The 26467-nt window shown below is 56.8% G+C and carries 21 protein-coding genes; 9 read left to right on the plus strand and 12 right to left on the minus strand.

Features of this window, described 5'->3' with window-relative positions; genetic code table 11:
* The coding region (nadC, locus tag ACILQA_RS02265) for a carboxylating nicotinate-nucleotide diphosphorylase (RefSeq protein ID WP_395628227.1) at positions 1-578 on the plus strand (578 nt) is incomplete at its 5' end.
* Positions 565-1296 (plus strand): ribonuclease T2 family protein, encoded by a 732-nt coding sequence (locus tag ACILQA_RS02270; protein ID WP_395628228.1) that lies wholly within the window; start codon positions 565-567, stop codon positions 1294-1296. The genes nadC and ACILQA_RS02270, both read left to right, overlap by 14 nt.
* On the opposite strand, the gene ACILQA_RS02275 is transcribed toward ACILQA_RS02270, so the two are convergent.
* The 9 genes from ACILQA_RS02275 to ACILQA_RS02315 all read right to left on the minus strand — a co-directional run bounded on the left by ACILQA_RS02275 (position 1293) and on the right by ACILQA_RS02315 (position 13695).
* A complete protein-coding gene (locus ACILQA_RS02275; protein ID WP_333569320.1) occupies positions 1293-1715 on the minus strand; it encodes a DUF4112 domain-containing protein in 423 nt (140 codons plus the stop codon). The genes ACILQA_RS02270 and ACILQA_RS02275 overlap by 4 nt on opposite strands.
* Before the next feature lie 19 nt (positions 1716-1734).
* Complete coding sequence (locus ACILQA_RS02280) at positions 1735-3189, minus strand: ABC transporter substrate-binding protein (protein ID WP_395628229.1); 1455 nt, start codon at positions 3187-3189, stop codon at positions 1735-1737.
* Between the two features lie 42 nt (positions 3190-3231).
* Complete coding sequence (locus tag ACILQA_RS02285; RefSeq protein WP_395628230.1) at positions 3232-4788, minus strand: S1C family serine protease; 1557 nt, start codon at positions 4786-4788, stop codon at positions 3232-3234.
* Positions 4788-6896 carry a transglycosylase domain-containing protein gene (locus ACILQA_RS02290; RefSeq protein ID WP_395628231.1) on the minus strand — a complete coding sequence of 703 codons (2109 nt, stop codon included), beginning with the start codon at positions 6894-6896 and terminating at the stop codon, positions 4788-4790. Before ACILQA_RS02290 ends, ACILQA_RS02285 begins: the two co-directional genes overlap by 1 nt.
* A 135-nt stretch (positions 6897-7031) precedes the next feature.
* Positions 7032-8024, minus strand: a complete 993-nt coding sequence (nadA, locus tag ACILQA_RS02295) for a quinolinate synthase NadA (RefSeq protein ID WP_395628232.1) — start codon at positions 8022-8024, stop codon at positions 7032-7034.
* A gap of 97 nt (positions 8025-8121) precedes the next feature.
* Positions 8122-9045 carry an MBL fold metallo-hydrolase gene (locus ACILQA_RS02300; protein ID WP_395628233.1) on the minus strand — a complete coding sequence of 308 codons (924 nt, stop codon included), beginning with the start codon at positions 9043-9045 and terminating at the stop codon, positions 8122-8124.
* A 109-nt stretch (positions 9046-9154) separates the two neighbouring features.
* The gene (locus ACILQA_RS02305) at positions 9155-10759 is read right to left on the minus strand and encodes a M56 family metallopeptidase (protein ID WP_395628234.1); all 1605 of its coding nucleotides are present in this window, start codon (positions 10757-10759) and stop codon (positions 9155-9157) included.
* The gene (locus tag ACILQA_RS02310; protein WP_395628235.1) at positions 10756-11127 is read right to left on the minus strand and encodes a BlaI/MecI/CopY family transcriptional regulator; all 372 of its coding nucleotides are present in this window, start codon (positions 11125-11127) and stop codon (positions 10756-10758) included. The genes ACILQA_RS02305 and ACILQA_RS02310 overlap by 4 nt, the downstream gene beginning before the upstream one ends.
* 237 nt (positions 11128-11364) lie before the next feature.
* Positions 11365-13695, minus strand: a complete 2331-nt coding sequence (locus ACILQA_RS02315; RefSeq protein ID WP_395628236.1) for a TonB-dependent receptor — start codon at positions 13693-13695, stop codon at positions 11365-11367.
* A gap of 230 nt (positions 13696-13925) precedes the next feature.
* Between ACILQA_RS02315 and ACILQA_RS02320 the strand changes: the two genes are divergently transcribed.
* The 4 genes from ACILQA_RS02320 to ACILQA_RS02335 are packed head-to-tail and all read left to right on the plus strand — an operon-like array spanning position 13926 to position 18914.
* On the plus strand, positions 13926-15920 hold the full coding sequence (locus ACILQA_RS02320) for an alpha-glucosidase (RefSeq protein ID WP_395628246.1): 1995 nt from the start codon (positions 13926-13928) through the stop codon (positions 15918-15920).
* Positions 15917-16948, plus strand: coding sequence for a LacI family DNA-binding transcriptional regulator (locus ACILQA_RS02325; RefSeq protein WP_395628237.1), 1032 nt, complete (start codon positions 15917-15919; stop codon positions 16946-16948). The genes ACILQA_RS02320 and ACILQA_RS02325 overlap by 4 nt, the downstream gene beginning before the upstream one ends.
* Positions 16945-17847, plus strand: a complete 903-nt coding sequence (locus tag ACILQA_RS02330) for an aldo/keto reductase family oxidoreductase (protein WP_395628238.1) — start codon at positions 16945-16947, stop codon at positions 17845-17847. The genes ACILQA_RS02325 and ACILQA_RS02330 overlap by 4 nt, the downstream gene beginning before the upstream one ends.
* On the plus strand, positions 17844-18914 hold the full coding sequence (locus ACILQA_RS02335; RefSeq protein WP_395628239.1) for an LLM class flavin-dependent oxidoreductase: 1071 nt from the start codon (positions 17844-17846) through the stop codon (positions 18912-18914). Before ACILQA_RS02330 ends, ACILQA_RS02335 begins: the two co-directional genes overlap by 4 nt.
* Before the next feature lie 110 nt (positions 18915-19024).
* Here the strand turns inward: ACILQA_RS02335 and prfA are convergent, their stop codons facing one another.
* The gene (gene prfA / locus ACILQA_RS02340; RefSeq protein ID WP_395628240.1) at positions 19025-20104 is read right to left on the minus strand and encodes a peptide chain release factor 1; all 1080 of its coding nucleotides are present in this window, start codon (positions 20102-20104) and stop codon (positions 19025-19027) included.
* A complete protein-coding gene (gene hisS, locus ACILQA_RS02345; RefSeq protein WP_395628241.1) occupies positions 20101-21321 on the minus strand; it encodes a histidine--tRNA ligase in 1221 nt (406 codons plus the stop codon). The genes prfA and hisS overlap by 4 nt, the downstream gene beginning before the upstream one ends.
* 242 nt (positions 21322-21563) lie before the next feature.
* Here hisS and ACILQA_RS02350 point away from each other — a divergent pair, with 242 nt between their 5' ends.
* From ACILQA_RS02350 to ACILQA_RS02360, 3 genes are read left to right on the plus strand one after another with little or no spacing between them, the layout of a single operon-like run.
* Positions 21564-23336, plus strand: coding sequence for a M61 family metallopeptidase (locus ACILQA_RS02350; protein ID WP_395628242.1), 1773 nt, complete (start codon positions 21564-21566; stop codon positions 23334-23336).
* Between the two features lie 22 nt (positions 23337-23358).
* Complete coding sequence (gene ppa, locus ACILQA_RS02355; protein WP_395628243.1) at positions 23359-23895, plus strand: inorganic diphosphatase; 537 nt, start codon at positions 23359-23361, stop codon at positions 23893-23895.
* The gene (locus tag ACILQA_RS02360) at positions 23892-24203 is read left to right on the plus strand and encodes a hypothetical protein (protein WP_395628244.1); all 312 of its coding nucleotides are present in this window, start codon (positions 23892-23894) and stop codon (positions 24201-24203) included. The genes ppa and ACILQA_RS02360 overlap by 4 nt, the downstream gene beginning before the upstream one ends.
* A 52-nt stretch (positions 24204-24255) precedes the next feature.
* On the opposite strand, the gene sppA is transcribed toward ACILQA_RS02360, so the two are convergent.
* On the minus strand, positions 24256-26130 hold the full coding sequence (gene sppA, locus ACILQA_RS02365) for a signal peptide peptidase SppA (RefSeq protein ID WP_395628245.1): 1875 nt from the start codon (positions 26128-26130) through the stop codon (positions 24256-24258).
* Positions 26131-26467: the final 337 nt, after the last annotated feature.

A 26467-nucleotide genomic window follows, 5' to 3' on the forward strand; every position in this document is an offset into this window, starting at 1 on the left:
TTCGGGGCAATGCCCGCGCGATGCTGACGGCGGAGCGGTCCGCGCTGAACACGGTCCAACATCTTTCGGGCATCGCCACGCTAACACGGCAATATGTCGACGCGATTTCGGGCACGGGCTGCACCCTTTTGGACACGCGCAAAACCATTCCCGGGCTTCGCGTGCTTGAAAAATACGCCACGCGCATGGGCGGGGCCACGAACCACCGCATGGGCTTGTGGGATGCCGCGATGATCAAGGACAATCATGTGGCGGTCGCAGGCGGAGTGGCAGAGGCGGTACGCCGCGCACGCGAAGCAGGCGTCGAACGCATCATATTAGAGGTCGATAGCATCGCGCAAATCGAACCTGGGCTTGCGGCGGGCGCGAGCCATTTGCTGCTCGACAATATGGATGCAGATACGCTGCGCACGGCGGTTGCCTTAATTGCGGGCCGCGTGCCGACTGAGGCGTCGGGCGGTGTTACGCTTGATAGCATTCGCGCAAAAGCGGAAACCGGCGTTACCTACATCTCGGTCGGGCGCTTGACGCAAAGCGCACCCGCTGCGGATATCGGTTTGGATTTTGCGCAGGCTTAGCAGCCTCGTCCTTTTAGGCGCGGCCGCGTGCCTATCGCCGGCACCGGCGCTGGCGCAAGCATGGCAGTGCCAGCCCACAAATTATCTACCCCGTCCAGCATTGGAGCTTCCGTCGCCCGATCAGGTCCGGCGCACCGCGATTGCAGGCTATATTCTGGCATTAAGCTGGAGCCCCGAATTTTGCCGTGGACGGGAACGCGACCCGGCGATGCGGTTACAATGTTCAGGGACAATTGGCGACTTTGGCTTCATTCTTCATGGCCTTTGGCCCGAAGCAAAGGGCGCAAATTATCCGCAATATTGCCGGCCGGTCGGCGTGCTGCCACGGCAGACCATTGCCAACAACATCTGCCTTAGCCCGTCGCCCCAATTGCTGCAGCACCAATGGGCGAAGCATGGCAGCTGCATCGCCAAAACGCCGGAGGCTTATTTCGGTGCAGCACGGCTGTTGTTCAACGCGCTTGAGTTTCCCGACATGGCGCGGCTTTCGCGCGAGCCAGAACGCGGAACGCCATTGACCGCAGCGACGATTGCCGAAAGATTTGCCGAGTTAAACGATGGGATGCCAGCGGATTCGGTGACGGTAAAGGTCAGCCCGAAAGGCTGGCTTCAAGAAATACGCATTTGCCTAGACCGCACATTCAAACCACGGCGATGCCCCAGCTTTAGCCGGGTCGCATCACGCACAGCGCAGGTCAAAATCTGGCGCGGGCGTTAACGTTCGATGATCCGCGTGGACGGATGATGTTTGTCCAGATGCTTGCGGATGATCTTCAGGTTTCTAGTATTTGACCGCCATACCAAGTCAAAGGCATCGCCCAAAAATGGCACCGCGCCAATCGCGGTATCAATGCCGATGTTCGCACTCATGCGCAGCAGCTGCCATTTTGACATGCCCAGATTGCGGCCTTCCCAGACGATATAGGCGCCCATGGCTGCGGTCACGAGATCGCCGAGGACGGGCACCAAGCCGATGACGGTGTCCAAGCCGACCGGAATTTTTGTGCCGGGAATGTGAAATGCCCGTTCAAGCACCTTTTCGAGCGCCTCGACGCGCATGCGAACGGCCCGTGGGTCGTTGCCCATCCCGGGCAGATCCTTGGCAATTTGCGCAAACTGTTCCTGCGAAATCGGCACTGGCATAACTCCTTTAGACTTATGTTGGGTCCCGCCCGAGATATTGCAACAGGTGCCGGCCCCGTCCGTTGGCAAAGTGCCCCAAAAGCCCCGGCCGAACGACCGACCAGCGCAGCGGATTGGCAATCGGAATAAAGCCGACCGTGGATTGCATTTCGGCCTCCGCCTGCCCCAATAATTGCACACGCACCGTCATGTCCTTCGTCATGCGCGCCTCTGCAACGATTGCGTCCGCCCGGGCGCTGCATATCGCGGCAAATTTGCAGGACAATTGGTCCAGATACCATGCAGGGCTGGACTGTTGCGCCGTCAGGTCAATCAAGCGCAGGTCATGCGGCCGGTCGGCGGTCACCCGCTCAATATCGACACCCACGGCCGCTAAATCAGCGCGCAGACGCGCAAAAAATATGCGGCTGCCGTACCCACGTGGCAGGGCAACACGCAAAGGCCGGATAGCCCCGTTTGCACGCTTCCAGTTTGCAATGCGTGCCGCGGCCATGGACCGCCTTTGGTCCATGGACGGTGCGGCCCAATCGGGCCGAGAAATGTCCGCACGGTTCGGCAAGCTTTCGGGTACCAGCGTGACCGTTTCCCGCCATGCAACAATGTCGAAAGCTGTCAGCAACTTTGGCCGGTCAATGGCCATCGCGATTGCCGTGCGGTTCTCCTTGTTCGCTAAAAAGGGACCAGCCTGCACCACCATTAATCCAAACAAACCCGGGACCGCATCAAACTGGATCTCATTGGCATTGATCTTTGCCGCTTCGAGCAGCGGGAAGGTTTCAAAACGGCCGCCCTCGATCAAATCGGTCTGCCCAAGCACATAACGCGCGAGCACCAACGACGCTTCGCCCCGGCGCAGCGTAACCGTTGCGGTGCCAAGAACCGCCGTCCCTTCGGCATCGATTTCATTGCGCCGCAATTGCATGGCCTGACCCAATTTCTTGGCCTGCATCGGGCCGGACCCGGCACCGCGACGTAATAATCCAAATTCGGGCAAAGCAAGCAGCTCAAGCAAATAAGGCATCGGGGCCTTCAGCCGGATTTCAACGACCTTGCCTGTCATCGCGACGACGCGGTCGATGACGGCAAGTTCATCGCGCAAACGGCCCTTTTTGAGCTCACTTATGCGCCGGGTCAAAAGCTGCGCGACCTCTTGCGAGTTTAGTTCGCGCCCATCGTTCCACCGCGCTTTGTTCAGACGGAAAATGTAACTCATACCGTCATCATTAACGATCCAGCGGCTCGCCAACCCCGGCGCAACGCGGCCTTTTTCGTCAAAGGTGACCAACCCCTGTGCCGTTGCACTGCGCAGATAGGCAGAGGCGAGCGGCAATGGCGTGGCGGACACGTTAAAGGGCTTGGAACGATCCTCAATCACATCGACGCGGACCCGTTCATTGTCGACGCCCTGCGAACAACCGGCAAGTGTAGCCGACAGCAACAAAAGCAAAAACGGCAGCAAACGGGTCATGCGGCCACCATAATCAGAATGTCGCGGTGCACAATCCACGATTCATCGGTCAGTGCAGGTGAACAGCAATATCTCGTTCGGGGTGGGCGGCAATTGTGCAGCAATCGCCTTATTCATATTGTCGATATTGGTCAGCTGGCTCGCGTCCGTTGTACATGTCTTCACGTCATAACGTTGACGCGCTTCGCGGGCGGACCGCATGGCATCTGTACCCGGCAGAAAACGCTCAATACGATAGATATTGGTGTCGGGGGCGTAACTCGTCACCGAAATCTGTGCGTCATTGTTCGGCACAAAGCTTCTAACCCATCGCCCGCCGCTTTCGACATATTGCGTCCGCCCATTGACGCATCCGTCCGGCCGCCATGTGAAATCAACATCGGCGGTATCGGACATGGTGATACGGCTGCGTTCGGGCTGCAGCACGCATATTTTGGCCACTTCGGTTACGGCCGCTTTGACCACTTCGTCCTGCGGCGCATCCGCAGTCAGGGCCGCACGCACCCTGTCATCGACTTCGTCGAAAGACGGGCGCGCTGCAAAAATACCGACCGCCGAAACCAGCAATATCGCGCCTGCTGCGGCCGCCGATTTGAAACGATCATTTTGTCCACGCTCCGAAAATTGCCACGCTGCGCCGCCGGCGACGGCACTTAAGACCAGCAGCAAAACCGCAAGCGCGATGTGGTTTTCGCGGGCAGATATGACTGCGTGTTCGGCGTCACTGCGCACTTTGCCTTCACGGCTGCGCTGTAACTCAGCGGCCACACGTGCTTCTTTCTCAACCTTGGCGCGGGTGGCCGCTTCCAGTTCCGCCTCAGCGCGTGTCAGTTCCGCGACCGAACGGCAATCGCCACGAACCGTTCGGAACGCGACGCCTTGATTGTCGAGAAATGCCGCAAGCTCGCGCGTCGAAATGGCGAAGTAGAACTCGGCGCCGCCATCGTTCGCGACCGAGCCAAAGCTATTGATACCAACAACGCGGCCACATGCATCGACAATCGGCCCGCCGCTATTGCCCGGTGCAATAGGTGCGGTGTGCAAAAGCGATTCAACGGACTTCGATGTCCGGCCCGAAGAAATAGTACCCCGCGTTTTAACGGGCGGTTGAGGGCGCAGCACGTCCGCCTCGCTTTGTTCAAGCGCGACATCCACGCTGGCCGGATAACCAATCGCAAAAACGTCCGCGCCATCGGACACCGTGCCCGCAAATATGCTCGCTGGGACCAACGCGCCGGAAGAAAGCTGCAGAAGCGCAAGGTCTTTGCGCGCGACCACGGCGGACACCGTGGCGCGATAGCTTTGTGTCCCGTCGGAGGGCACAACGACAATTTCGACACTGTCGTCGAAGCGCGCCTGTTCCACGACATGGGCGTTAGTAATGACCTTGTTGCGGTCAACAACCACGCCAGAGCCAATGCTGACAATGGTCTGCTGGCCTTCTGCGGAGCTAAAAACGACGATGCGCACGACACTGCGTGCGGCAGCGCTAATATCACTTGCGTCCGCATAAACAGGCGCTGCAACGACCGCACCGAGAACACATGCCAGTGCGAGCGCGAGTTTTTTAATGGTTGAATACAAGAACCGAACGACCATCACCGCGTCCCCGGCGCGGGTCGCGTTTCGGGCGGCGCGGGCTGAATATTCACACCGCCACGGTCAAGCTTGACCTCCACAGGCATGCCACCAACCTCGGCGTTCACGGTTACACCTTGGCCTTGGTCAATCCGGACTTCCGCGTTGCCAACATCGACAGGAAACTCGCTGAGTTCTGGCAAGTCCAACGGTTCAATCGGGCCTTCAGGGTCAGGCTGTTGACGCAGCTTCGGCCTTGCCGCAGGTGCCGCATTGCGGATCGACTGCGCCATGAAATCGCGCCAGATGCGCGCCGGCAAACCGCCGCCGTTAACGCCGCGCAGCGGAGTGTTGTCATCATTGCCAATCCAGACCCCGACCACCAAGTCACCCGCAAATCCGACAAATAATGCATCGCGATTGTCCTGGCTCGTTCCTGTTTTGCCATAGGCCGGAATGGACAGCCGCGCTGCGCGTCCGGTTCCCTTATTGACCGTCGCACCCAGCAAATCGAGCAACATGCTGTGCGTACGGCTGCTGAATGAACGCGGTCCGGAAAACAGCCACTCGATCCATCCTTGCTCTTCGCGTTTGATGGCGTGCGGTTCAACGGGCCATTGGTTCCCTGCCACACCGGCATAGGCAGCCGTCAGCTCAATCAGGGTCAGGCCGGAACTGCCCAGAGCCATGCTCTGGTCCATCGTCAACGGACTACGCACGCCCAGATCCGTGGCCGCGCGCGCCACCGCTTCGCCGCCAACTTTTTGATACAGGCGGACCGCAGCCACGTTGCTTGACTGGGCAAATGCCTGCTCCAGCGTAATGTCACCGCGATAATTTTGTCCCGAATTTTTGGGGCGGTATGCGCCTTCATTGATCGGCGTATCGGCAATCAATGATTCCGGCGTCATCCCCGACCGAAGCGCGGCCAAATAGACAAATAGTTTGAAGGTCGACCCGGGTTGCCGCCTTGCCTGTGTCGCACGGTTGAACGCGGAGTCCTTATAGCTTCGGCCACCGACCATGGCGACAACTTCGCCATTGGGGCGCATCGCAACGAGCGCGATTTGGGCATTGCCAACGGCGGATCGCGCCACAACCTTGCGGGCGATGTTCTGCAATCGCGCATCCAATGTCGTTGTAATTCTGACGTCGGCATAACCGCTGTCGGTCAGCAACCGTGCTTGGGGAATGGCCCAGTCTGCAAAATAGGTACCAGTCGGCAGCGTTTCCCGCACGCGAACGTCAAGCCGCGCGACGGGTGTCGCGTCGGCCTTGGCCCGCGTAATGACATTATTGGCGACCATTGCATTCAGCACCAATTGCGCCCGCTTCGCCGCCCGTTCGGGGTTCTTGGTCGGGGCAAGCCGCGACGGCGCCTGCACAAGGCCAGCGAGCATCACCGACTGGCTGAGCGTCAGCCGCTCGGGTTGTCTGTAGAAATAATGCAAGGACGCTGCGCGCAGGCCGTAGACATTGTCACCGAAATAGACGTTCGACAGATAGCGCTCAAGAATTTCGTCCTTCGTCAAACGCCCTTCCAACCAGAACGCGATGAGCATTTCGCGCGCTTTGCGGGTCAGGCTGCGCTCCGGCGTCAGAAACGTGAATTTCGCGAGTTGCTGTGTAATCGTGCTTCCGCCCTGCGTCATTCCGCTGCCAAAAGCATTGGACCAAAACGCCCGCGCGAGGCCGCGGGGGTCGATACCGAAATGCGAATAAAATCGGCGATCTTCGATAGACAAAAACGCCTGCACGACATGCGGCGGCAGCGTGCCGACATCAACCGGTTTGTCGACGATAGCCCCGTTCCGCGCGATTGGCGTGCCATCCGACGCCAGCAGCGTAATGCGCGGCGGTGCGATGGGCTGAAGCGATTTGGACAATGGCGCCGTGATCGCAAGCCACAATATCAACAATATGAACAGACCAAGCAGGGCGGCGCTGGTACGACTAAACCACCACCAGCGGGTTTTACCCAAGATAAGACGCCGTGTCGACGCTGGTTTGGCATCGGGATTCCAAGGCTGCGGGTCATCGGGAAAGCGCTGCGCATAGCTTTCATCGAAGGCCGCAAGACGGCCGTCAATATCCGAAGGAATGTCAGAAGAGGAGCGCCAGAAAAGCATCGCGTGGCTGTATTATATCGATATAACGGTGAATGCGAGGGTATATTTGCGCTTTTCGCTGAACGTCAGATGAAGGCGCTTTTTTAGCGTCCACCCGCATCCAGCGAATAGTGCACAAATTCTTCGCAGACTGGGCTAAGCCCTGCCGAGGTCGCCTTTACCAACAGTCCCGCTTGCCATTTCCAGCATCCGGTCGAGGCTCTTTTTGGCAGCCAAACGCACGGTTTCGTCGAGATCTATCTGCGGCTGAAGGTCGCGCAGCGCGAGATACAGCTTCTCCATCGTATTGAGCGCCATATAGGGGCAGATATTGCACGCGCAGTTGCCGTCAGCCCCCGGCGCCCCGATGAAGGTCTTGGTGGGCTCGGCCTTTTCCATCTGGTGGATGATGTGCGGCTCGGTTGCGACGATGAGCGTGTCGCCCGTCATCGTCTGCGCATATTGCAGGATACCGCTGGTGCTGCCGACATAATCGGCATGATCGATAATATGCGGCGGGCATTCGGGATGCGCCGCCACTGGAACGCCCGGATGCTGCGCTTTCAGTTTCAGCAATTCGGTTTCCGAAAACGCCTCATGCACAATACACACACCCGGCCACAACAGCATGTCACGGTTGAACTTACGGCTCAAATAGCCGCCCAAATGCCGGTCCGGCCCAAAAATGATTTTCTGCTCGGGAGGGATTTGGCTCAAGATCGTCTCGGCGCTTGAGGATGTGACGATGATGTCAGACAGCGCTTTCACTTCTGCCGAACAATTGATGTAAGTCAGCGCGATATGGTCGGGATGTGCTTCCCGAAAAGCCTTGAATTTGCCGGGGGGGCACGCGTCTTCCAACGAGCAACCCGCCGCCATATCAGGCAAAATGACGGTCTTTTGCGGGCTCAATATTTTCGCGGTCTCGGCCATGAACTTGACGCCGCAAAACGCGATGACATCCGCGTCGGTTTCGGCCGCACGCTTGCTGAGTTCCAGCGAGTCCCCGACGAAATCAGCAAGGTCCTGAATTTCCGGCTTTTGATAATAATGCGCGAGAATGACCGCATTGCGTTCTTTTTTCAGCCGCTGGATTTCAGCGAGCAGGTCAAGTCCTTGCAGATTTTCGCGGGCTACAGGAGCGTTCATTCTGTGGTACCTTTGCGTTGCAGCATTGTCATCTGCGTCTCGAGTGAAGCTCTATGTGGTCGATAAGGCCGATCGAAACAAGTTCTGGCGGGCGCTTTTACGGTGTTTTTTGCGCGATTAAATGCCAACCTTCGCCTTGGGCCGCGACCCGGCCCTGATTTTGCAAATCGATGAGATGCGCCAATACCGACCGGCCGGCAGCGCCCGTCAAACGCGGATCGAGACCCTTATACATCGCAGCGACCATGTCGGGAATGTGCCCCTCGCCTGCCTCAAGCAAATTCAGAATCTGGCGTTCCCGCTGACGCCGGTGACCAATCATGCCGCGTACAAGCTGCCTTGGGTTTTCGACCGCTGGCCCATGTGCGGGGTAATAAATACGGTCCGTACGCTCATATAATTTTTGCAGCGACGCCAGATAGTCGCTCATGTCACCATCGGGCGGGCTGACGACGCTGGTGGACCATTTCATGACATGGTCACCGGTAAACAGCGCCCCGCTCTCGACCAGTCCGTAACATATATGGTTGCTGGTGTGGCCGGGGGTCGTGACGGCTTCCAAAGTCCACCCGTCGCCTGAAATACGCTCACCATCCGCAAGGATGCGATCAGGGGCATAGTCCGGGTCAAAAGCACTATCGGAACGCGGGCCATCATCGCGCAATACCAGCGGCGCGCAACCGATGATGGGCGCGCCCGTCGCCGCCTTCAACGGGGCCGCCGCTGGCGAATGATCGCGATGGGTGTGCGTGCACATGATGGCCGCGACACGCTTACCGGCAACAGCGTGCAAAATCGCCTCGACATGACCCTCGCCATTGATATCAGCCGGATCGCCGACGCTCATCCCGCTACCGACTGGGCCCGGGTCAATTACCGCGACATCGGACCCTGCGCCAACCAACCAGGTTTGCGTACCCGTATAGGTGTAAGGCGAGGCATTGGGCGCGAGCACGCGGCGCACAAGTGGTTCGTGCTGCTCGGTTTCGCCAGCTTCTATGCTATCGGGCCAGTTGCTCATGAAATGGCTATGGCGCAATGTCGCGCAAAGAAAAAGGGGCGGTTCGCAAAAACCGCCCCAAATGTTCTGTCACAAGCCGAGCGTGGCAGCCCAGCGAATGGATTGGCGTTTATTCCGCAGCGTCGCTTTGCGCTTCCAGCTTGCGAATTTGCAGATCAAGTTGTTTCACAACATCTTTGCGAACGCCCTTGGGCATTTCCTTGTCCTTTGCAATTTCGTTACGCGCCTCACGCAAGCCTTTGATCGCTTCGACCCGTGCTAATATGGCGTGCCCTTTGCCGCACATAACCAGCCGGACGCGCGATTTTTGCTTGCCGTCGAACCCGCTGACATCGGTGGTCACCGGCTGGCCGTCACGACAGTCCTTGGTCATTTCACGAATATCGATTTCGGGGATGTAAGAGGCGATATCCATTTCGCCCATGTCGCCCATGACGCGGATGGTTTCCACGCGGCGGGTTTTGGCGGGTGCGGGCGTATCACCTTCAGCGCGCTTGGCACTGTCTGCCTGCGCCACAGCATCTTCAGCCTCTTCCCGCGATTTTTCGGCCTTATCGATCAATTTTTCGACTTCTTCAGGCGACAATTTCTTATCGGTGCGGAAGATGAAGGTTTTCCCGTCACGTTCGACCTTGGTCACTTCGCCGCCCAAGGCGTCCTGACCGACTATGTCCATCGTCTCACCGTCGCGTTTCAGCTTAATTATCCGGACCTCGCGCTTGACCACTTCAGGCTTGCTTTCTTCAGCCGCCACTTTGTCCTGCGCAACGACCGCGGGGACTATTGTTGCGGTCAGCGGCAATATGATTGCAGCGGCTGTTATTATGCCAATCTTGCCAAGCGAACGGCGGGTATGGCTGGTGTCCTTCATCGTTATTCTCCTCAATCGCTCAATTATTGTTTTCGGTGAATTCAGTGCCGTCGCAAAGGTCGGCACGCCATCAAATGCTGTCTTCGCCAACGCCTGACCGTATATCGCGCGTTCTTCCGGACCCTTGCCAGCAAGCACACGCGCATCGCACGCCGCTTCCTGATCAACGCGGAATGCGTTCCAGCTGATCCACGCAACGGGGTTGAACCATTGCAGGCACAGGACGATGAAAGCCGCCAGATTGACGAACAGATCGCCCGATTTGTGATGCGCCATTTCATGCGCGATCGCGAGGTCGCGTTCGGCAGGCGAATAGGCTTTGGTGAAATCCTGCGGCACGGCGATCACGCGGTGAAAAAGGCCAAAAGCCAATGGTCCGGCGACGTGATCGGATGCGACGATTTTGACGCCATCGACAACGGCGATGTCTGTGGCTTCGGCCAAAAGATCATCGCGCATCGCGGCGTAGCGGATCATCTGGACCATGAACAACAGCACCGCGCCGCCAAGCCAGGTCAAAACACCGAGTGCCAGAAAATCAATCGTAGGAAGGGCATCAACCGGGTTCGCCGCAGTCGCCATAGCATCTGGGGACGATAGCCCCGCGAGCACAGCATCCCTTACCGCGTTTTGGATGGCAATGCCGCCGTCAGCTGTTGAAATGGATGGCCCTTCGATCGTGGGCATGCACACACGGGCAGCGGGTATTGTCCAAAGCGCATATGCGATGGTTGGACCAAAATATTTGGCGACAGGCCGCCGCACAATCAAAATGGCGGCCATCAGCAGTGTCGTGGTCCATAAGGTATCAAACAGCCAAGCGCCCATGAAGTCAGCGTTCATGATTTCATCTCCCTCAACAGTTTTTCGATTTCGGATATGTCAGCGTCGCTAAGCTGTTCCTGCTCGGCAAGATGCGCAACCAGCGGCATGAACCGCCCCCCAAAAAGCCGGTCAACCAGCCGCTTGGATTCATGCGAAACATAATCCTCGCGATCGATGAGGGGCGAGTACAGGAACCGGCGTCCGTCGGCGCGATGTTCAACAGCTGCTTTGGTCAGCAGGCGCGACAGCAAGGTTTTTACGGTTGGTAACGACCAATCACGATCATCTGGCAATCGCGCAGCGACGTCTGTCGCCGTCAACGGCGCGCGTTCCCATAGGATTTCCATGATTGTTAATTCAGCGTCGCTGATACGTTCTGATGACATTTTTACTCTCCGACTACAGACGTAGTCGATTCGACTACATCTGTAAACGTCATTTGTCCGCCATTGTCGGTTTTTCGTCGAATTCCTTTTACATCTGGGCATCGGGCAAAGGGCGGGGTGCTGTGCTTATGGTCTCGCACCGCCCGTCCTCGCTCTCTCCCCTGAAATTTGAAAACAAAAAAGGCTGGAACCCATTGCGGATTCCAGCCTTGTTTTAAGTTTTCGTCGCGTGTTGGATTACATGCGGAAGCGCAAGCTTGCACCCATGTAACGATCTGCATCACGTGGAATATGCAGACGCTGGCCAGCGCTGGTATTCAGCAGCACATAGCTTTCGTCTGTGATGTTGCGGACGATGAAGGTCAGGCGCCAGTTGTCTTCGGCGTCCGAATATCCAACACTTGCATTCCACAGACCATAGCTGTCGATTGGTCCGCTCTGGCCCAAATCCGAGAACTGGCTGCCAACATGATTGTAGCTCGTCCGCAAATAAACCTTCGCATCTTTACCGAACATATTGAACGGCGATTCGTACGATGCGCCGATGTTCCAGCTCCATGTTGGAGCCAAAGGCAGCTTCGTGCCGTTGCGGGCGTCCGGTGCGTTGGTCAGCGGGTTCGGGTTGAACCGGCGTACCTTGGCATCTGCATATGCAACGCTGCCGAACAGGTCGAGACCGTCAACAGGGTTGGCAAGTGCATCCAGTTCAAAACCCGTGCTGCGCACTTGGCCAGCATTGGTCAAGTTGGTAACAACTGCACCATTCAAAAGCACGAAGTTGTTCGCTTGGAACCCGTCATAGGTCACTTGGAATGCCGACGCATTCAATTGAATGCGGTTGTCGGCAAACTGGCTCTTAATGCCAGCTTCAAACGAATCTGATGTTTCTTCATCGATCGGCACTGCGTTGACGGGTGCTGTGTGGTTGAAGAATACGTTGAACGCTGGGCCCTTATAGCCACGCGTGTAGCTGCCGTAGACCATGACATCGTCCGTTGGCTTCACAGTAAGCACTGCCTTGCCGGAGAAATTGCTGTTGCTAGACGATCCGGTTGACAGCGCCGTTCCGTTACCGCCGGATGCAACTGTGCCACCAGCAGGCGAACCCGAGATACCGGCACCCGTTGCCGCCGCGCCATTGGTGCGGTTTACGCCTGGTGCACGGTTGTGCGTGTAATCGATAGCGTCGTGCGTCCAGCGCATGCCAACGGTTAGACCGATGCGGTCGGTGAAATCATATGTTGCCTGACCGAACACAGCATAATTTTCGATATCAACTAAGCTGTTTGATGTGGCCGTCGGAAACAATGTATTGACGGTGTCTGTAAGGTTACAGGGACGGGCACCCGTAAGCGCATCAACAGCCGAAGTGGATGTTGTGCACGTGGTAACGTCGCGCGTGAAGTCCTGCGTATTTTCGGATTTCCAGTAAAACGTCCCTACCTGATATTTGAACGCCTTGCTTTGGTCTGACGCCAAACGCACCTCAAGCGAGCTTTGGTTGGTTTCGACAAAGCCACGGTCATGCAATTGTGGTGTACCAACAACAGCACGGGGCAAGAAATCGCCTTCGCGGATTTCTGTATTGTTCCAATTACGATATCCGTAAATCGCGCTCAACGTGTAGTCAGAAAATACATCGAAATCTGCGTTTATCGTGACGCCGACTTGACGATCCAACGACTCCGTTACGAGATTATGGTTCACGAAGCGCTGATTTTCACCTTGGGCCACGCCCAATGGAAGGTTCAGCTCTGCGTCCAGCGCCGCACCGCGCGAAACGCCGGTGACTTCGCCGCAGCAATCATCATCGGCTTCATAATAATCTGCGATGAGCTTGATCCGTGCGGGACCATTGTCAAAATCGAGCAATCCGCGGAAACCGACATGCTCATAACCATTCACTTTGTTATTCGTACCGCCAAATATGTTGGTGATATTGCCTTCATAAGTGCCGTAAAATGCGTTTGCGCGGAAAGTCAGGCTTTCTGCGACTGGGCCGGAAACGGTTGCACGGCCACGATATTCGCCGCCTTCAAAACCCTCTACGGTAACTTCGCCCTCAAGCGTTTCGGTACCACCTTTTGAAACAACGTTGATAAGACCAGCCGACGCGTTCTTGCCAAACAAGGTGCCTTGCGGCCCGCGCAACACTTCGAGACGCTCGATTTCGACGAGATCAGCAAATGCCTGACCTGAACGGCTCAACACAACGCCGTCGACAACGGTCGAAACACTTGGTTCTGCAGCGATTGAGAACGAAATCGTTCCAACGCCACGCAACACAACAGCCGAGTTGGCGTTGGTCGTGCCCTTGCGGAATGTGACCGATGGAACGAGCTGGCTCAGATTCTCAAGGCTGGTTGTGCCTGCCGCCGCCAAGGCGTCACCAGAAACGGCAGTGATGGCGATTGGCACATCCTGCAAATTTTCTTCGACCTTCTGGGCCGTAACAACAATTTCCTCAACCTGCGCAAACGCTGGTGCGGACACTCCTAGCGCGATTGCGCTGGTGCCGAGCAATGCTGCGCGAACAAGGTTCGTCTTTTTATACGTTGAAAAATGCATCCTGTGCCTCCCTTAATTGCCGCCCGCTTGTTGCAGTTTCCGAGAAACTAGATCCCTAAAACCATGCAGATCGACGTGATAGTCGTTGATAACGGGGTTGATGTAACCAACACCGCTTGATATGTCTAGCGGTGTCATATAGCGACAATATTTAGGCAAAGACTGTGGCAATCATGCCATAGTGCTTGCCGTGACGGCGAAAAGGACCCGCGTTGCCATTTTCAATTATCATGCATCCTGAAGGCTTCGACCTGCTGCATGGTGACGTCAGCCTATTGTCGCACCGTAACGATGCACCTGCGATCAGCATAGGTACGGGGCGGCCTGACTTGGAAATGGTGCGCGGCAATTTTCGCATCGACGATGTCGTACACACGCGGCTGCCGCTTGATTGTTGCGCCCAAGTCGATGGCTGTATCCGGCTTTGGAACGCAAAGCGGCCTGACGTCGTCGCAACGCTGGTGCTTGAGGAACAGGCGCTGCAATCCATCCTCACATTTCGCTGCACAGATCCGGCCTTTAACCGGCTTTGGATAGACATGCAGTGCGCAACATCCGAAGCCTTTTGGGGTGGCGGCGAACAGATGTCTTATTTGCGGCTGAATGGACGTCGCTTTCCGTTCTGGACATCGGAACCCGGCGTTGGCCGTGACAAATCGACCGCGCTTACGCAGACGATGGATGCAGATGGCTTGGCCGGTGGTGACTATTGGACCACCAACTATCCGCAGCCGACATGGGTAAGCAGTGCGCGTTATGCGGTGCACCTCGAAACGGCAGCTTATTCGGTGCTTGATCTGACGGACGCGGGCCGGGTTGGGGTCGAATGTTGGTCGGCAAATGTCGATCTGGAGCTTTTTGACGCGCCTACGCTGCCCGCGCTTGTTACCAAAATGTCGGATCGCTTTGGTCGCCAGCCTGCCCTGCCAGATTGGGCCATTTCCGGTGCCATCGTCGGGCTGAAGGATGGTGTCGACACCTTTGACCGGTTCGAAAAAATTGCAGCTTCTGGCGCCGCGATTACCGGCCTGTGGTGCGAAGATTGGATCGGCATTCGTCAGACCAGCTTTGGCAAACGATTGTTCTGGGACTGGAAATGGAATGCCACGCGCTATCCGGATTTACCCGCACAAATCGCGGCGCTTGCCGAACGGGGCATTCGCTTCCTTGGCTATGTGAACCCCTATCTGGCGGTGGATGGGTCGCTGTATCAAGAGGCACGCGCCGCCAACTTTCTTGCGTTGCGGCAGGACAGCGACGAGCCTTATGCCGTCGATTTCGGCGAATTTGACGCAGGCGTTGTGGATTTCACCAACCCTGCCGCCGCGACATGGTTTGCCGACCGCATCATCGGTCAGGAAATGCTCGACTTCGGGCTTTCAGGATGGATGGCAGATTTTGGCGAATATCTGCCGACCGATGTGCGCCTGTTCGATGGGTCTGACCCGATGGAGGCGCATAATCGCTGGCCCGTGCTTTGGGCGAAGGTGAATGCTGACGCCATCGCATCGCGCGGCAAAACGCATGACGCGACATTTTTCATGCGCGCCGGTTTTTCGGGCGTGCAGGCGCATTGCCCATTATTGTGGGCAGGCGACCAATGCGTCGACTTCACCCGCCACGACGGGATCAACACGGTCATCACGGCGGCATTATCATCTGGCTTGTTGGGCAACGCTTACCACCACAGCGACCTCGGCGGGTATACCAGCCTGCATGGCGTGGTCCGGACCGCAGAATTGATGCACCGTTGGATTGACTTGGCGGCCTTTGCACCCGTCATGCGCAGTCATGAGGGCAATCGTCCAGCAGACAATCTGCAACTCGATAGCAGCGCCGAAATACTCACCCATTTTGCCCGCATGAGCCAAGTGCATGCCCGCCTTGCGCCATATGTCCGCGCCTTGTCCGACGAGGCTGTGGCGACAGGCCTGCCGCTTCAGCGTCCGTTGTTCCTGCACTATGACGACGCGGCCTATTACGACCTTCAAGACCAATATCTCTATGGCGCGGACATGATCGTCGCACCTGTGGTCGAAGAGGGCGCAAGCAGCCGCAATGTGACTTTGCCAGATGGGGATTGGGTCCATCTTTGGTCCGGCGACATTTTCGCCAAGGGCACATATGACATCACGGCTCCGCATGGGCAGCCACCTGTGTTCACCCGCAAGGGCAGCGCGCACGCATCGCTGTTCAGTGCGATCACACAAGAATTCAGGTCATGAACACCCGATCCAATATCCGTGATGTCGCAAAGCTTGCCGGTGTGGCCGTCAAAACCGTCAGCCGCGTCCTCAACAATCACCCTTATGTCAGTGCAGAAACCAAAGCGAAGGTCGACGCCGCGATGGCAGAGCTGCGCTTTTCGCCCAGCATTGCAGCGCGCATATTGGCGGGCACGAAGTCCGGCCAGATTGCGCTGATTTATGATAATCACAGCCCTTATTATATGCACCAGATCATGCAGGGCTGCTGGGACCGATGCCATGAAGAAGGCATGCGCCTGATTGCACAACCCGTCGATGTGTCCGACCCCGATGTGGGCGAGCAGGTGCGCGGCATGGTCCGGCAGACGCATGTGGATGGCGCGATATTGTCTTCACCCGTCACCGATTGCGGCCCCGTGCTGAACGTTCTCGAAGCCATGAACATCCCCTTCGTGCGCATTTCACCCGGCACCAACCATGCGCTTACCAGCTCGGTATTCATGGATGATATGCAGGCCGCGGACGACATGACGACGCACCTCATTAACATCGGTCACCGGCGGATTGCCTTTATCAAGGGCCATGCGAACCATATGGCCAGTGCAGAACGTCAGGCAGGATATGAACGCGCGCTTGGCCGCGTTGGCATATCGGTAGATCCAGACTTGATCGCCGAGGGCCATTTTGATTTTGAAAGCGGCGTTGCGGCAACAGAGCAGTTTCTATCGCTGAAATATCCGCCCACGGCGGTCTTTGCATCGAACGATGACATGGCCTCGGGTGTCCTTGCCGTCGCCCATCGCCGCGGCATTCAGGTACCAGAACAATTGTCTGTCGCAGGGTTTGACGACACCACGCTTGCCCGCGTTGTTTGGCCGCCCTTAACCACCGTGCGCCAGCCTGTCCGCGACCTTGCGTCGACGGCTGCCGACCTATTATTTGGCGAAGGCGGAATTGAGCATCGCCGTCTTCCCCACGAACTGATCAGCCGCGAGTCGGTTGCCCCACCTTATTCACCTTCACTGAAAAAGAGCAAAAATACATGACCATTCCAACACCTCCGTCGACACGCCTTTTGGGCAAGAGCGGTATTGAAATTTCATCGATTGCCTGGGGCATGTGGCGCTTTGCAGGTCTCGAAATCTCCGCAGCCCGCGCGGCCATTGATGCGGCGTTCGAAGCAGGCATCACCCTTTTTGATACGGCGGACATCTATGGCTTTGGTGAACAAGGCTTTGGCAAGGCCGAGGAACTGCTTGGCCGCGTATTTGCAGAGGCACCCGAATATCGCAACCGCATGGTGCTGGCCACCAAGGGCGGAATTACCCCGCCGACTCCATATGACAGCAGCGCGGAATATCTGACGAAGGCCATTGACGACAGCCTGTCGCGTTTGGGCACTGACTATGTCGATCTGTGGCAAATCCACCGTCCCGATATCCTCACCCACCCGCAAGAAATCGCCCGCACCATCGAAGACGCGCATAAAGCCGGAAAAATCCGGGCCTTTGGTGTGTCAAACTTCACGACCGCACAAATAGCGACCTTGGCACAGTTCAGCAGCATTCCGATTGTCTCGACACAGCCGGAGCTTTCCCCGTTGCGGATCGATACCATCGAAAATGGTGAGCTGGATCAAGCCATCGCCATGGATTTGGCGGTGTTGGCATGGTCACCACTTGGCGGCGGACGGATCGGCGACCCCGGCGATGCGCGTGAACAAAATGTCGCGGCCGCCTTGTCTAGCGTTGCAGCCGCGCATGGCGTTTCGCGCACGGCAGCGGCCTATAGCTGGATTATGGCGCACCCTGCCCGCCCAATCCCGATTGTTGGATCACAAAACCCGGCACGCATCACAGAGGCTGCCGATGCCTTCAAAATCAAATGGACCCGCGCTGACTGGTACAGCGTATTGGTCGCCGCGCGAGGAGTTCCCCTGCCATGAAAAGCCCAATCGAAGTCAGCTGGTTCTCCGCATTATGCGACGATGATTACGAATTTCTTGGGCAACCCGATCCCATGCTCGCGTCGAGTTGGGAGCATTGCCGCAATATCGTGCTCGCCGCGGAAAAGGGCGGGTTCGACAATATATTGCTCCCCTCGGGCTACACGCTTGGGTTGGATACCACTGCTTTTGCCAGCGCCATTGCGACGCTGACCACACGCATCAAGTTGCTAATGGCGGTGCGTATTGGCGAAAGCTGGCCCCCGCAATTGGCGCGGCAGATTGCCACGCTGGACCAGATTTCGGGTGGGCGGTTGAACGTCAACATCATCTCGTCTGACTTGCCCGGTGACAAGATGGACAGCGAACCGCGCTATCGCCGGACGGTCGAAGCGATGCAGATCCTCAAGACATTGTTGAACGGCGAACATCTGTCGATTGATGGCGAACATTATAAAATCGATCTCGACCCGCCACGCATGAAGACCGTCAGCGGCAAATGTCCGCCGTTATATTTCGGCGGCCTATCGCCCGCGGCAAAGGACGCTGCTGCCGAAGGTTGCGATGTGTATTTGATGTGGCCGGAAACGGTTCAGGGCGCAAAGGACCTTGTCGAAGACATGACCGCGCGCGCGGCAAAATTTGGACGGACGTTGAAATATGGCTTCCGCGCGCATGTCATCGTGCGTGAAACCGAAGCCGAAGCCCGGGCTTATGCGAACCGTCTCTTGTCCAAGCTGGATGCGCAGCAAGGCGACGCAATCCGCAACAAATCCTTGGATACGCAAACCTTCGGCGTTGCACATCAGGCCGAATTGCGCGCGCAATCGGAAGCGAACGACGGATATCTGGAAGATAATCTGTGGACCGGAATTGGCCGTGCACGTTCAGGCTGCGGCGCGGCGATTGTTGGCGACCCGGACCAAGTGCTCGCCAAAATCGAAGCCTATCGCGCCGTGGGCATCGAAGCCTTCATTTTATCGGGGTACCCGCACATCAACGAATGCGACATGTTTGCACGTTATGTCTTGCCGAAATTGGACCATGGGCGGTTGGTGATCGACTGACCTATATTTTCCCCGCACCGTCATGCTGAACTTGTTTCAGCATCTTACTTTCGACGAGGGGAATTAAGACCCTGAAACAAGTTCAGGGTGACGGCAAAATAGCAAAGCGCTTAATCCGACAGCCCCGCCATGCGCTCGGCCTGATCTTCGGCAATCAGCGCCGCAACCAATTCACCAAGGCCGCCGCCTTCCAAGATCTCCGGAAGCTTATGCAGCGTCAGGTTGATCCGGTGATCGGTCACGCGGCCTTGCGGGAAATTATAGGTGCGGATGCGTTCCGAACGATCGCCTGAGCCAACCATTGCTTTGCGGGCCTCGGCCTCCGCGCCTTGGGCTTCCTCGCGCTCTTTTTCGTACATCCGCGCGCGCAGCACTTGCATGGCTTGTTCTTTGTTCTTGTGCTGGCTGCGTCCGTCTTGGCAGGTCACGACAATGCCTGTTGGCAAATGGGTAATGCGCACGGCCGAGTCCGTGGTGTTGACGTGCTGTCCGCCTGCACCCGACGCACGGTACACATCGATTTTCAGGTCGCGCGCCTCGATCTGAATATCGACTTCGGTTGGCTCAGGCAGCACCGCGACCGTTGCTGCGCTGGTGTGAATGCGGCCGCCGCTTTCGGTCACGGGCACGCGCTGCACACGGTGGACGCCGCTTTCATATTTCAGCTTGGCGAAAACGCCATTGCCCTTGATCGCGACAACAACTTCCTTGAACCCGCCCACATCGGACGCGCTGACGGAGATAGGTTCGATCTTCCACCCCTGCCCCGCGGCATAGCGTTCGTACATGCGGTACAGGTCACCGGCAAACAACGCGGCTTCATCACCGCCCGTGCCCGCGCGGATTTCAAGCATGGCCGGCCTGTCATCGGCGGCATCTTTCGGCAAGAGCGAAATGGCCAAAGCGGTTTCAGCTTGGCCCAACTGATGACTGACATCCTCCAGTTCCTCAATCGCCATTTCGTGCAGGTCGGGGTCAGAGGAATCCTTCGACATATGCTGCAAGGTTTCGATTTCCTTGCGCAGTCGCCGGACATTGGCAGCCGCCTTGGCGACCGGTTCCAGCTCCGAATATTCCTTGGAAGCTGTGACAAAGGCATCGCCCTCCAACTGCCCCGACGCCATCCGTGCCTCAAGCTCGGAAAAGCGCGATTCAATAAGCGCGATACGTTGCGGGGAGATTTTGGTCATACGAGCGACTGAAGAACGCTCTTAAGCCGGTCATTGTTACCTTCACCGGACATCCCGTAATAGCCATCCTCATTGACGCGCAGGATAGCCGCCGGGCTTTGCTTCACCGCCTTATCATAGCGCTTTTTCGGTGAGCCAGTTGCAATCATGTCGGCCGAAATTCCGGCTTGGCGCAGCTGACGCAAAAGCGCGAAGGCATGCCCAAGACCCGCGTCATTCTCCAAAACAATCATGGCTTCGATCTGCTGTGTTGGCACGGCATCAATCAACATGCCCAACCGCTCAATGCCGGCCGCCCAGCCAACCGCTGGCGTCGCTGGTCCGCCCAGGTTCTCGATTAGACCATCATAGCGTCCACCACCCAGAACAGTGCCCTGCGCACCGAGCCGGTCGGTCACAAATTCAAACGCAGTGTGGCGATAATAATCGAGGCCGCGCACCAGCGCGGCATTGCGTGTCCAAGCCACACCAGCGGCATCAAGGCCTGCTGTGACCGCGCCGAAGAAATCCTGTGCTTCGCCAGACAGATAATCGTCGATCACCGGCGCCGCGTCGGCAATCGGGCGGTCTTTGGGGTCTTTGCTATCCAGAATACGCAGCGGATTTTTCTCCAGCCGCGCGAGGCTGTCTTCTGAAAGCGCCCCCTTGTGATCGTTGAAATAGCCGACCAATGCCGCGCGCCACGCATCGCGGCTTGGCGTGTCGCCCAATGTATTGAGCTGCAACGTCACGCCGTCATTTATGCCCAATTCCTTCAGCAATTGGTCCGCCATCACCAGCAGTTCAACATCAGCGGCAGGCTCTGCTGCGCCGATAATCTCCGCGTCAATCTGGTGAAATTGACGATAGCGGCCTTTTTGTGGGCGTTCGTAACGGAACAATGGGCCGTGCACCGACAGCTTCATCGGCGCAAATTGCTGCCAGCCATTGGTGAGATACGCGCGCGCAATGCCCGCCGTAAATTCGGGCCGCAGCGTGATCGAATCCCCGCCGCGATCTTCGAAGCTGTACATTTCCTTGGATACGACATCGGTCGCCTCACCCAAGCTGCGCGAGAAAACCGCCGTTGGCTCAATCACGGGCAACTGAAGTCCCTTAAATCCATAAAGCCTGCGCACGCGTTCAAATGTTGCGACGACATGCGCAAAACGTTCTTCTGTCTCGCCGAACATGTCCTGAGTACCGCGAACGGCTTGGGGTGTCTGTATCTTTGCCATATTAAAGCGCCCTAGCGGCTAATTGTTGTTAGTGGAATAGGGCTGGACGTGCCAATCGGCTTTCGCCAAATGTCTGGCCCATGTATCCACGCATATTATCCCGCGCTATCGCCGCATTCGCCCTTTCCGCTAGCCTCATTTCCGCAGCATCTGCGCAAAACAGTGCGCCGCAGCCGGTGCCTATCGTCTCGAATATCCCTGAGCCGCAAGATCGCCCCCTGTCGGAACCAATGATCTTGTCTGTGGACGCTACCGATATTGATCGCGCTATTTTCCAAGTGCGTCAGGTCATTCCTGTAGAAAAAGGTAAGCCGCTGGTCCTGCTTTACCCGCAGTGGTTGCCCGGCAAGCATGGTCCACGCGGTGCACTGGCCGAAATGACAGGGCTTATGATCCGCGCAGGCGGGAAGACGCTGCGTTGGACCCGCGACCCGGTTCAGGTTTACGCCTTTCATGTCGATGTGCCCGCCGAAACATCGTCCGTCGATGTAGAATTCCAGTTCACAGCGCCTATCCGCGAAAGCGAAGGCCGCATCAACGTCACGCCCAATATGATGAACGTACAATGGGAACAGGTGGCCCTGTACCCCGCGGGACATTTTACCCGCGCTATTCAGGTACAGCCGTCGATTACATTGCCGGAAGGCTGGACGGGCGTTGCCGCGCTTGATGGCGCAAAGATTACCGGCAACCGCATCGAGTATGGCGTGACCAACTTTGAAACATTGGTGGATAGCCCGATGTTTGCTGGACCACATTATAAGAAATGGGATCTGGGCAACAATGTCACACTGAACGTATGGGCGGACGACGCCAAATATCTTGCCGCGAAGCCCGAACACATCGCTGCGCATCGCGCATTGGTGAATGAATCGCTCCTGCTTTTTGGATCAAAGCACTTTGATCGCTACGAATTTCTGCTTGGTCTGACTGAAGAACTCGGCGGCATTGGGCTTGAACATCATCGCAGCTCTGAAAATACGCGCGAGACCGACTATTTCATCGAATGGGATGACAATATGTCCGAACGCGGCCTGTTGCCCCACGAATTCACGCACAGCTGGAACGGCAAATTCCGCCGTCCTGATACGATGTGGACGCCCGATTATTCCACCCCGATGCGCGACAATTTATTGTGGGTCTATGAAGGGCAGACCAGCTTTTGGGATCTCGTCCTTGGTGCGCGCTCGGGCCTACAATCCAAAGAAATGGTGATGGGCGAATGGGCCAAATATGCGGGCTTTTATGCAGAGCAGCCCGGCCGTGCATGGCGTTCGGTGGAAGATACCACGCATGATCCCATTTTTGGCGCACGCAAAGCCAAACCATTCGCAAGCCACGCACGCGGCGAAGATTATTATAATGAAGGCTCGCTGATCTGGCTCGATGCGGACATGACCATCCGCACGCTGTCAAAGGGTAAGAAATCGCTCGATGATTTCGCCAAGGCCTTTTTTGGCGTGCGCAACGCCGACTGGGGCGTGCTCACTTATAATTTTGATGAGATTGTCCGCACGCTGAATGCGGTGCAGCCTTATGATTGGGCGACGTTTTTGGATACCAAATTGCGCCAACCGGGTCAGCCCGCACCGTTGAACGGTTTTGAATTGGGCGGGTACAAACTTGTCTGGAAAGAAGAGCCAAACATCTTCGACAAAGAACTGATGAAAGAAGGCAACAACTTCAACCTCACGCACTCGCTGGGGCTGACGTTGGATAAAGAAGGCCGCGTCACGTCGGTATTATGGAACGGTCCTGCTTTTAATGCCAATATAGTCAATGGCACCAAAATCATTGCCGTCAACGGCTATGCTTACTCCAAAGACGGCCTCAGTGCCGCAATCAAGGCCGCAAAGGGTGGGGAAAAGCCCGTGCGCCTTATATTGGAACGCAACAAACGTTTTGAGCAAATAGACATCGCCTATTCGGGCGGCTTGCGCTATCCGCACCTCGAAACCACGGGCAAGGGCGAAACGGCGATCGATCGTTTGCTGCGTCCGCGGCGGACCAACTAAAACCATTTGAAAGCATTCTCCCATGCGTATTGATTTGATTCCAGCAGGCGACAATGTGCCTGAAAGCCTGAACGTGCTGATCGAGGTTCCCATTGGCGGTGAACCTGTAAAGTATGAATTCGACAAGGCTTCTGGTGCTCTTTTCGTAGACCGTTTCCTGCACACACCCATGCGTTACCCCGCCAATTATGGCTTTGTTCCGCATACATTGGGTGAAGATGGCGACCCGTTGGACGCACTTGTCGTCGCGCGTTCGCCTATCGTCGCCGGCGCGGTGGTCAAGTGCCGCCCGATTGGCGTTTTGATGATGGAAGATGATGCCGGCGGTGATGAAAAATTGCTGTGCGTGCCGGTCAACAAGACCTTCCCTTATTATTCGGACGTTGTGACGTACAAGGATATGCCACCCATCGTCCTTCAACAGATCGAGCATTTCTTCACCCATTATAAGGACCTAGAGCCCGGCAAATGGGCCAAGCTGAACGGCTGGGGTGATGAAAACGACGCCAAGCGCATTATCATGGAATGCGTCGAACGGGCGAAGGAACGCCGTATATGAATCGGGTAGCGCTGGTCACATTTGTTGCACTAGCGCTCTCGGCATGTGCCACCCCTGAAACACGCGTAAGAACCGCGCTGATGGATGCCGGTCTATCCCGTCCGATTGCAGCCTGCATGGCTGACCGGATGGTCGACCGGCTTTCACTTGTGCAATTGAATAAGCTGAGCGGCCTTAAAAGCCTGCGCGGTCAGGACATGCGCAAGATTACCGTCGAGGACTTTCTGAAGCGCACACGCTCGCTGCAAGACCCCGAAATTCTTGGCGTCGTAAGCTCGTCCGGGCTTATCTGCGCAGTTAAGGCGTAAGCAGCCCACGTCATATGTGTCATCCCGAACATCGGTTCGGGATGACAAGTAATTAACTGAATGCCTTCACCAGCATCGCGAACCAACCGGTATCGGCCTTTGCCGTCGCGGGTGCACCAAAATCCACACATTCAAGACATTTGGCCTGTGCGCCACGCACGCCGGTGAGCATGTTCAGATCAGCCGAAATCCGCTGGAACAGCAACTGCTGCTGCCATGATGCTTGCGCAAAAATATCCATCGGCGCTGCAGCCTGCGCCCGCTTTGGCATCAGGCCACTGATGAGCGTGCCTGCGAAGCTCGTTGGCGGTTCAATATATTCGGCATGCCATCCATCGGGTTTCAATCCGGCACGCTTTACGGCTTCCGCAAGCGCATCATGCATACCACCGGTCCTGTCGACAAGGCCGAGCTGACGGGCTGTGCCACCGGCCCAAATACGCCCCTGTGCGATAGCATCGACTTGTTCGGGCGTTTTCTTGCGCGCCGTTGCGACGCGCGTCAGGAACTGGCGATAGCCGTTCTCAATGGCGCTTTGGGCCACGCGGTCAAATTCGGGGCTGAAGCCATTCAAGATATCCGGTTCGCCCGACAATGGCGTTGTCTTCACGCCGTCGGCATTCACACCGATTTTCGCAAGCCCAGCCTCAGCGCTTGGAATGACGCCGAAAATACCGATAGATCCGGTAATCGTTGAAGGATCGGCAAAAATAACATCGGCAGGAAGCGATATCCAATAACCGCCGCTTGCGGCCAAATTTGCCATCGAAACGATGACCGGAATCTTTTTCGCTTTCGCCGCTTCAATCGCCAGACGGATTTTTTCAGACGCTGTGACCGAACCGCCCGGCGAATCCACGCGGACCACCAAAGCTTTCAAATCCTTATTGTCGAGCGCATCGTAAATGAGGCCGCTGACGGTGTCGCCCGCTGCAGTTCCGGGACCACCCTCTCCATCGACGATGGTTCCCGCAATGGTCACGACGCCAATCTGGGCACCTGCAGTCGCTGGACCATAGCTGGCCAGTAACGCGTCCATCGGGGTGTGGGCAAAGCCACCGGTGGTTTTCTTATCATCCGCGCCAACCTTGCCGGCGATGAATTTGCCGAATGCGATACGGTCACCCAGCTTGTCGACCAGACGCGTCGACAGCGCCAATTGCGCCAGATCACCTTTAACGGACTCCACCGCACCGGCCGGGTCGGTCAACATCCGGTCCAGCTGCGCCTGAGGACGCGCCTTTGCTACGCCCGCTTTCCACTGGCTCCAGACCTCATCATATACGCCCTTGATGGCCATTTTGGATTCAGGGGACTGCTCGGTGCGCATATAGGGTTCAGCGGCACTCTTGAACGTGCCGACACGGTAGATGTTGGCCTTCACGCCAAGCTGGTCGAGCAAGCCTTTATAATATGGCTGCGATCCGCCGGGTCCCGTAATCACTGCACCGCCCAACGGGTCCATCCAGATTTGCGTGGCATGGGCCGCCAGTTGATAGCTGTCGTCCGTATAGGCCGTGGCGAAGGCATAGACAGGCTTGCCCGCCTTTTTCACCGCCTCAAGGCTGTTGCCAATTGCCGCAAGGCTCGCCTGTCCGCCGCCCATGAACCGTTCCATGTCGACAACGACCAGCTTCACACGTGCATCTTTTTCCGCGAGCTTGAGCGCGCGAACGACGTCGCGTTGCCGGATTTCACCGGTTGGCATGGCTGAGGATGTGAGCGCTGTAAGCGGGTCAACTTCTGCAGGCTGTTCGGAAATAACGCCATCGAGTTTCAGCAACAATGCACCATCGCGCACGACCGCCGGATTGGGGCTGGCGTTCAGAAGTGCGAACATCGCAAGGAAGAATAAGAACAGGAACAGGAGGACGAGCAGGTCTTTCAACCCGACCAATATTTTCCAACTGACACGCAGAAACTGCATAATGTGATGCCCCTTTTTGATCTTTGTTCCGATGTAAGCATTCAAACGCCGTTTGCCACTATTGTTCGACAAAAAGATGTCGCGCGCTGACAAGATTGCAAAACAGAAAAGGGCCGCTGGAATGATCCAACGGCCCTTAAACATGGGTCAGCGGTCGGATGTGCCGCTGCCGGAAGTTGCTTTCATGCCGTGACCGGCATCGCCGATATCATCGGCGGCCGATCTCCCGAACGGAATTCCCCGACCTCTTAACTGAACCATGAGACATCGGATCACCTCCTTTCGTTGAATGGAAATTGCTTGCTTCAAACATATATCTGCCCTCCGCAGGACCGAA

This window comes from Sphingorhabdus sp., assembly GCF_044239005.1.
Classification (GTDB): Bacteria; Pseudomonadota; Alphaproteobacteria; order Sphingomonadales; family Sphingomonadaceae; genus Sphingorhabdus_B.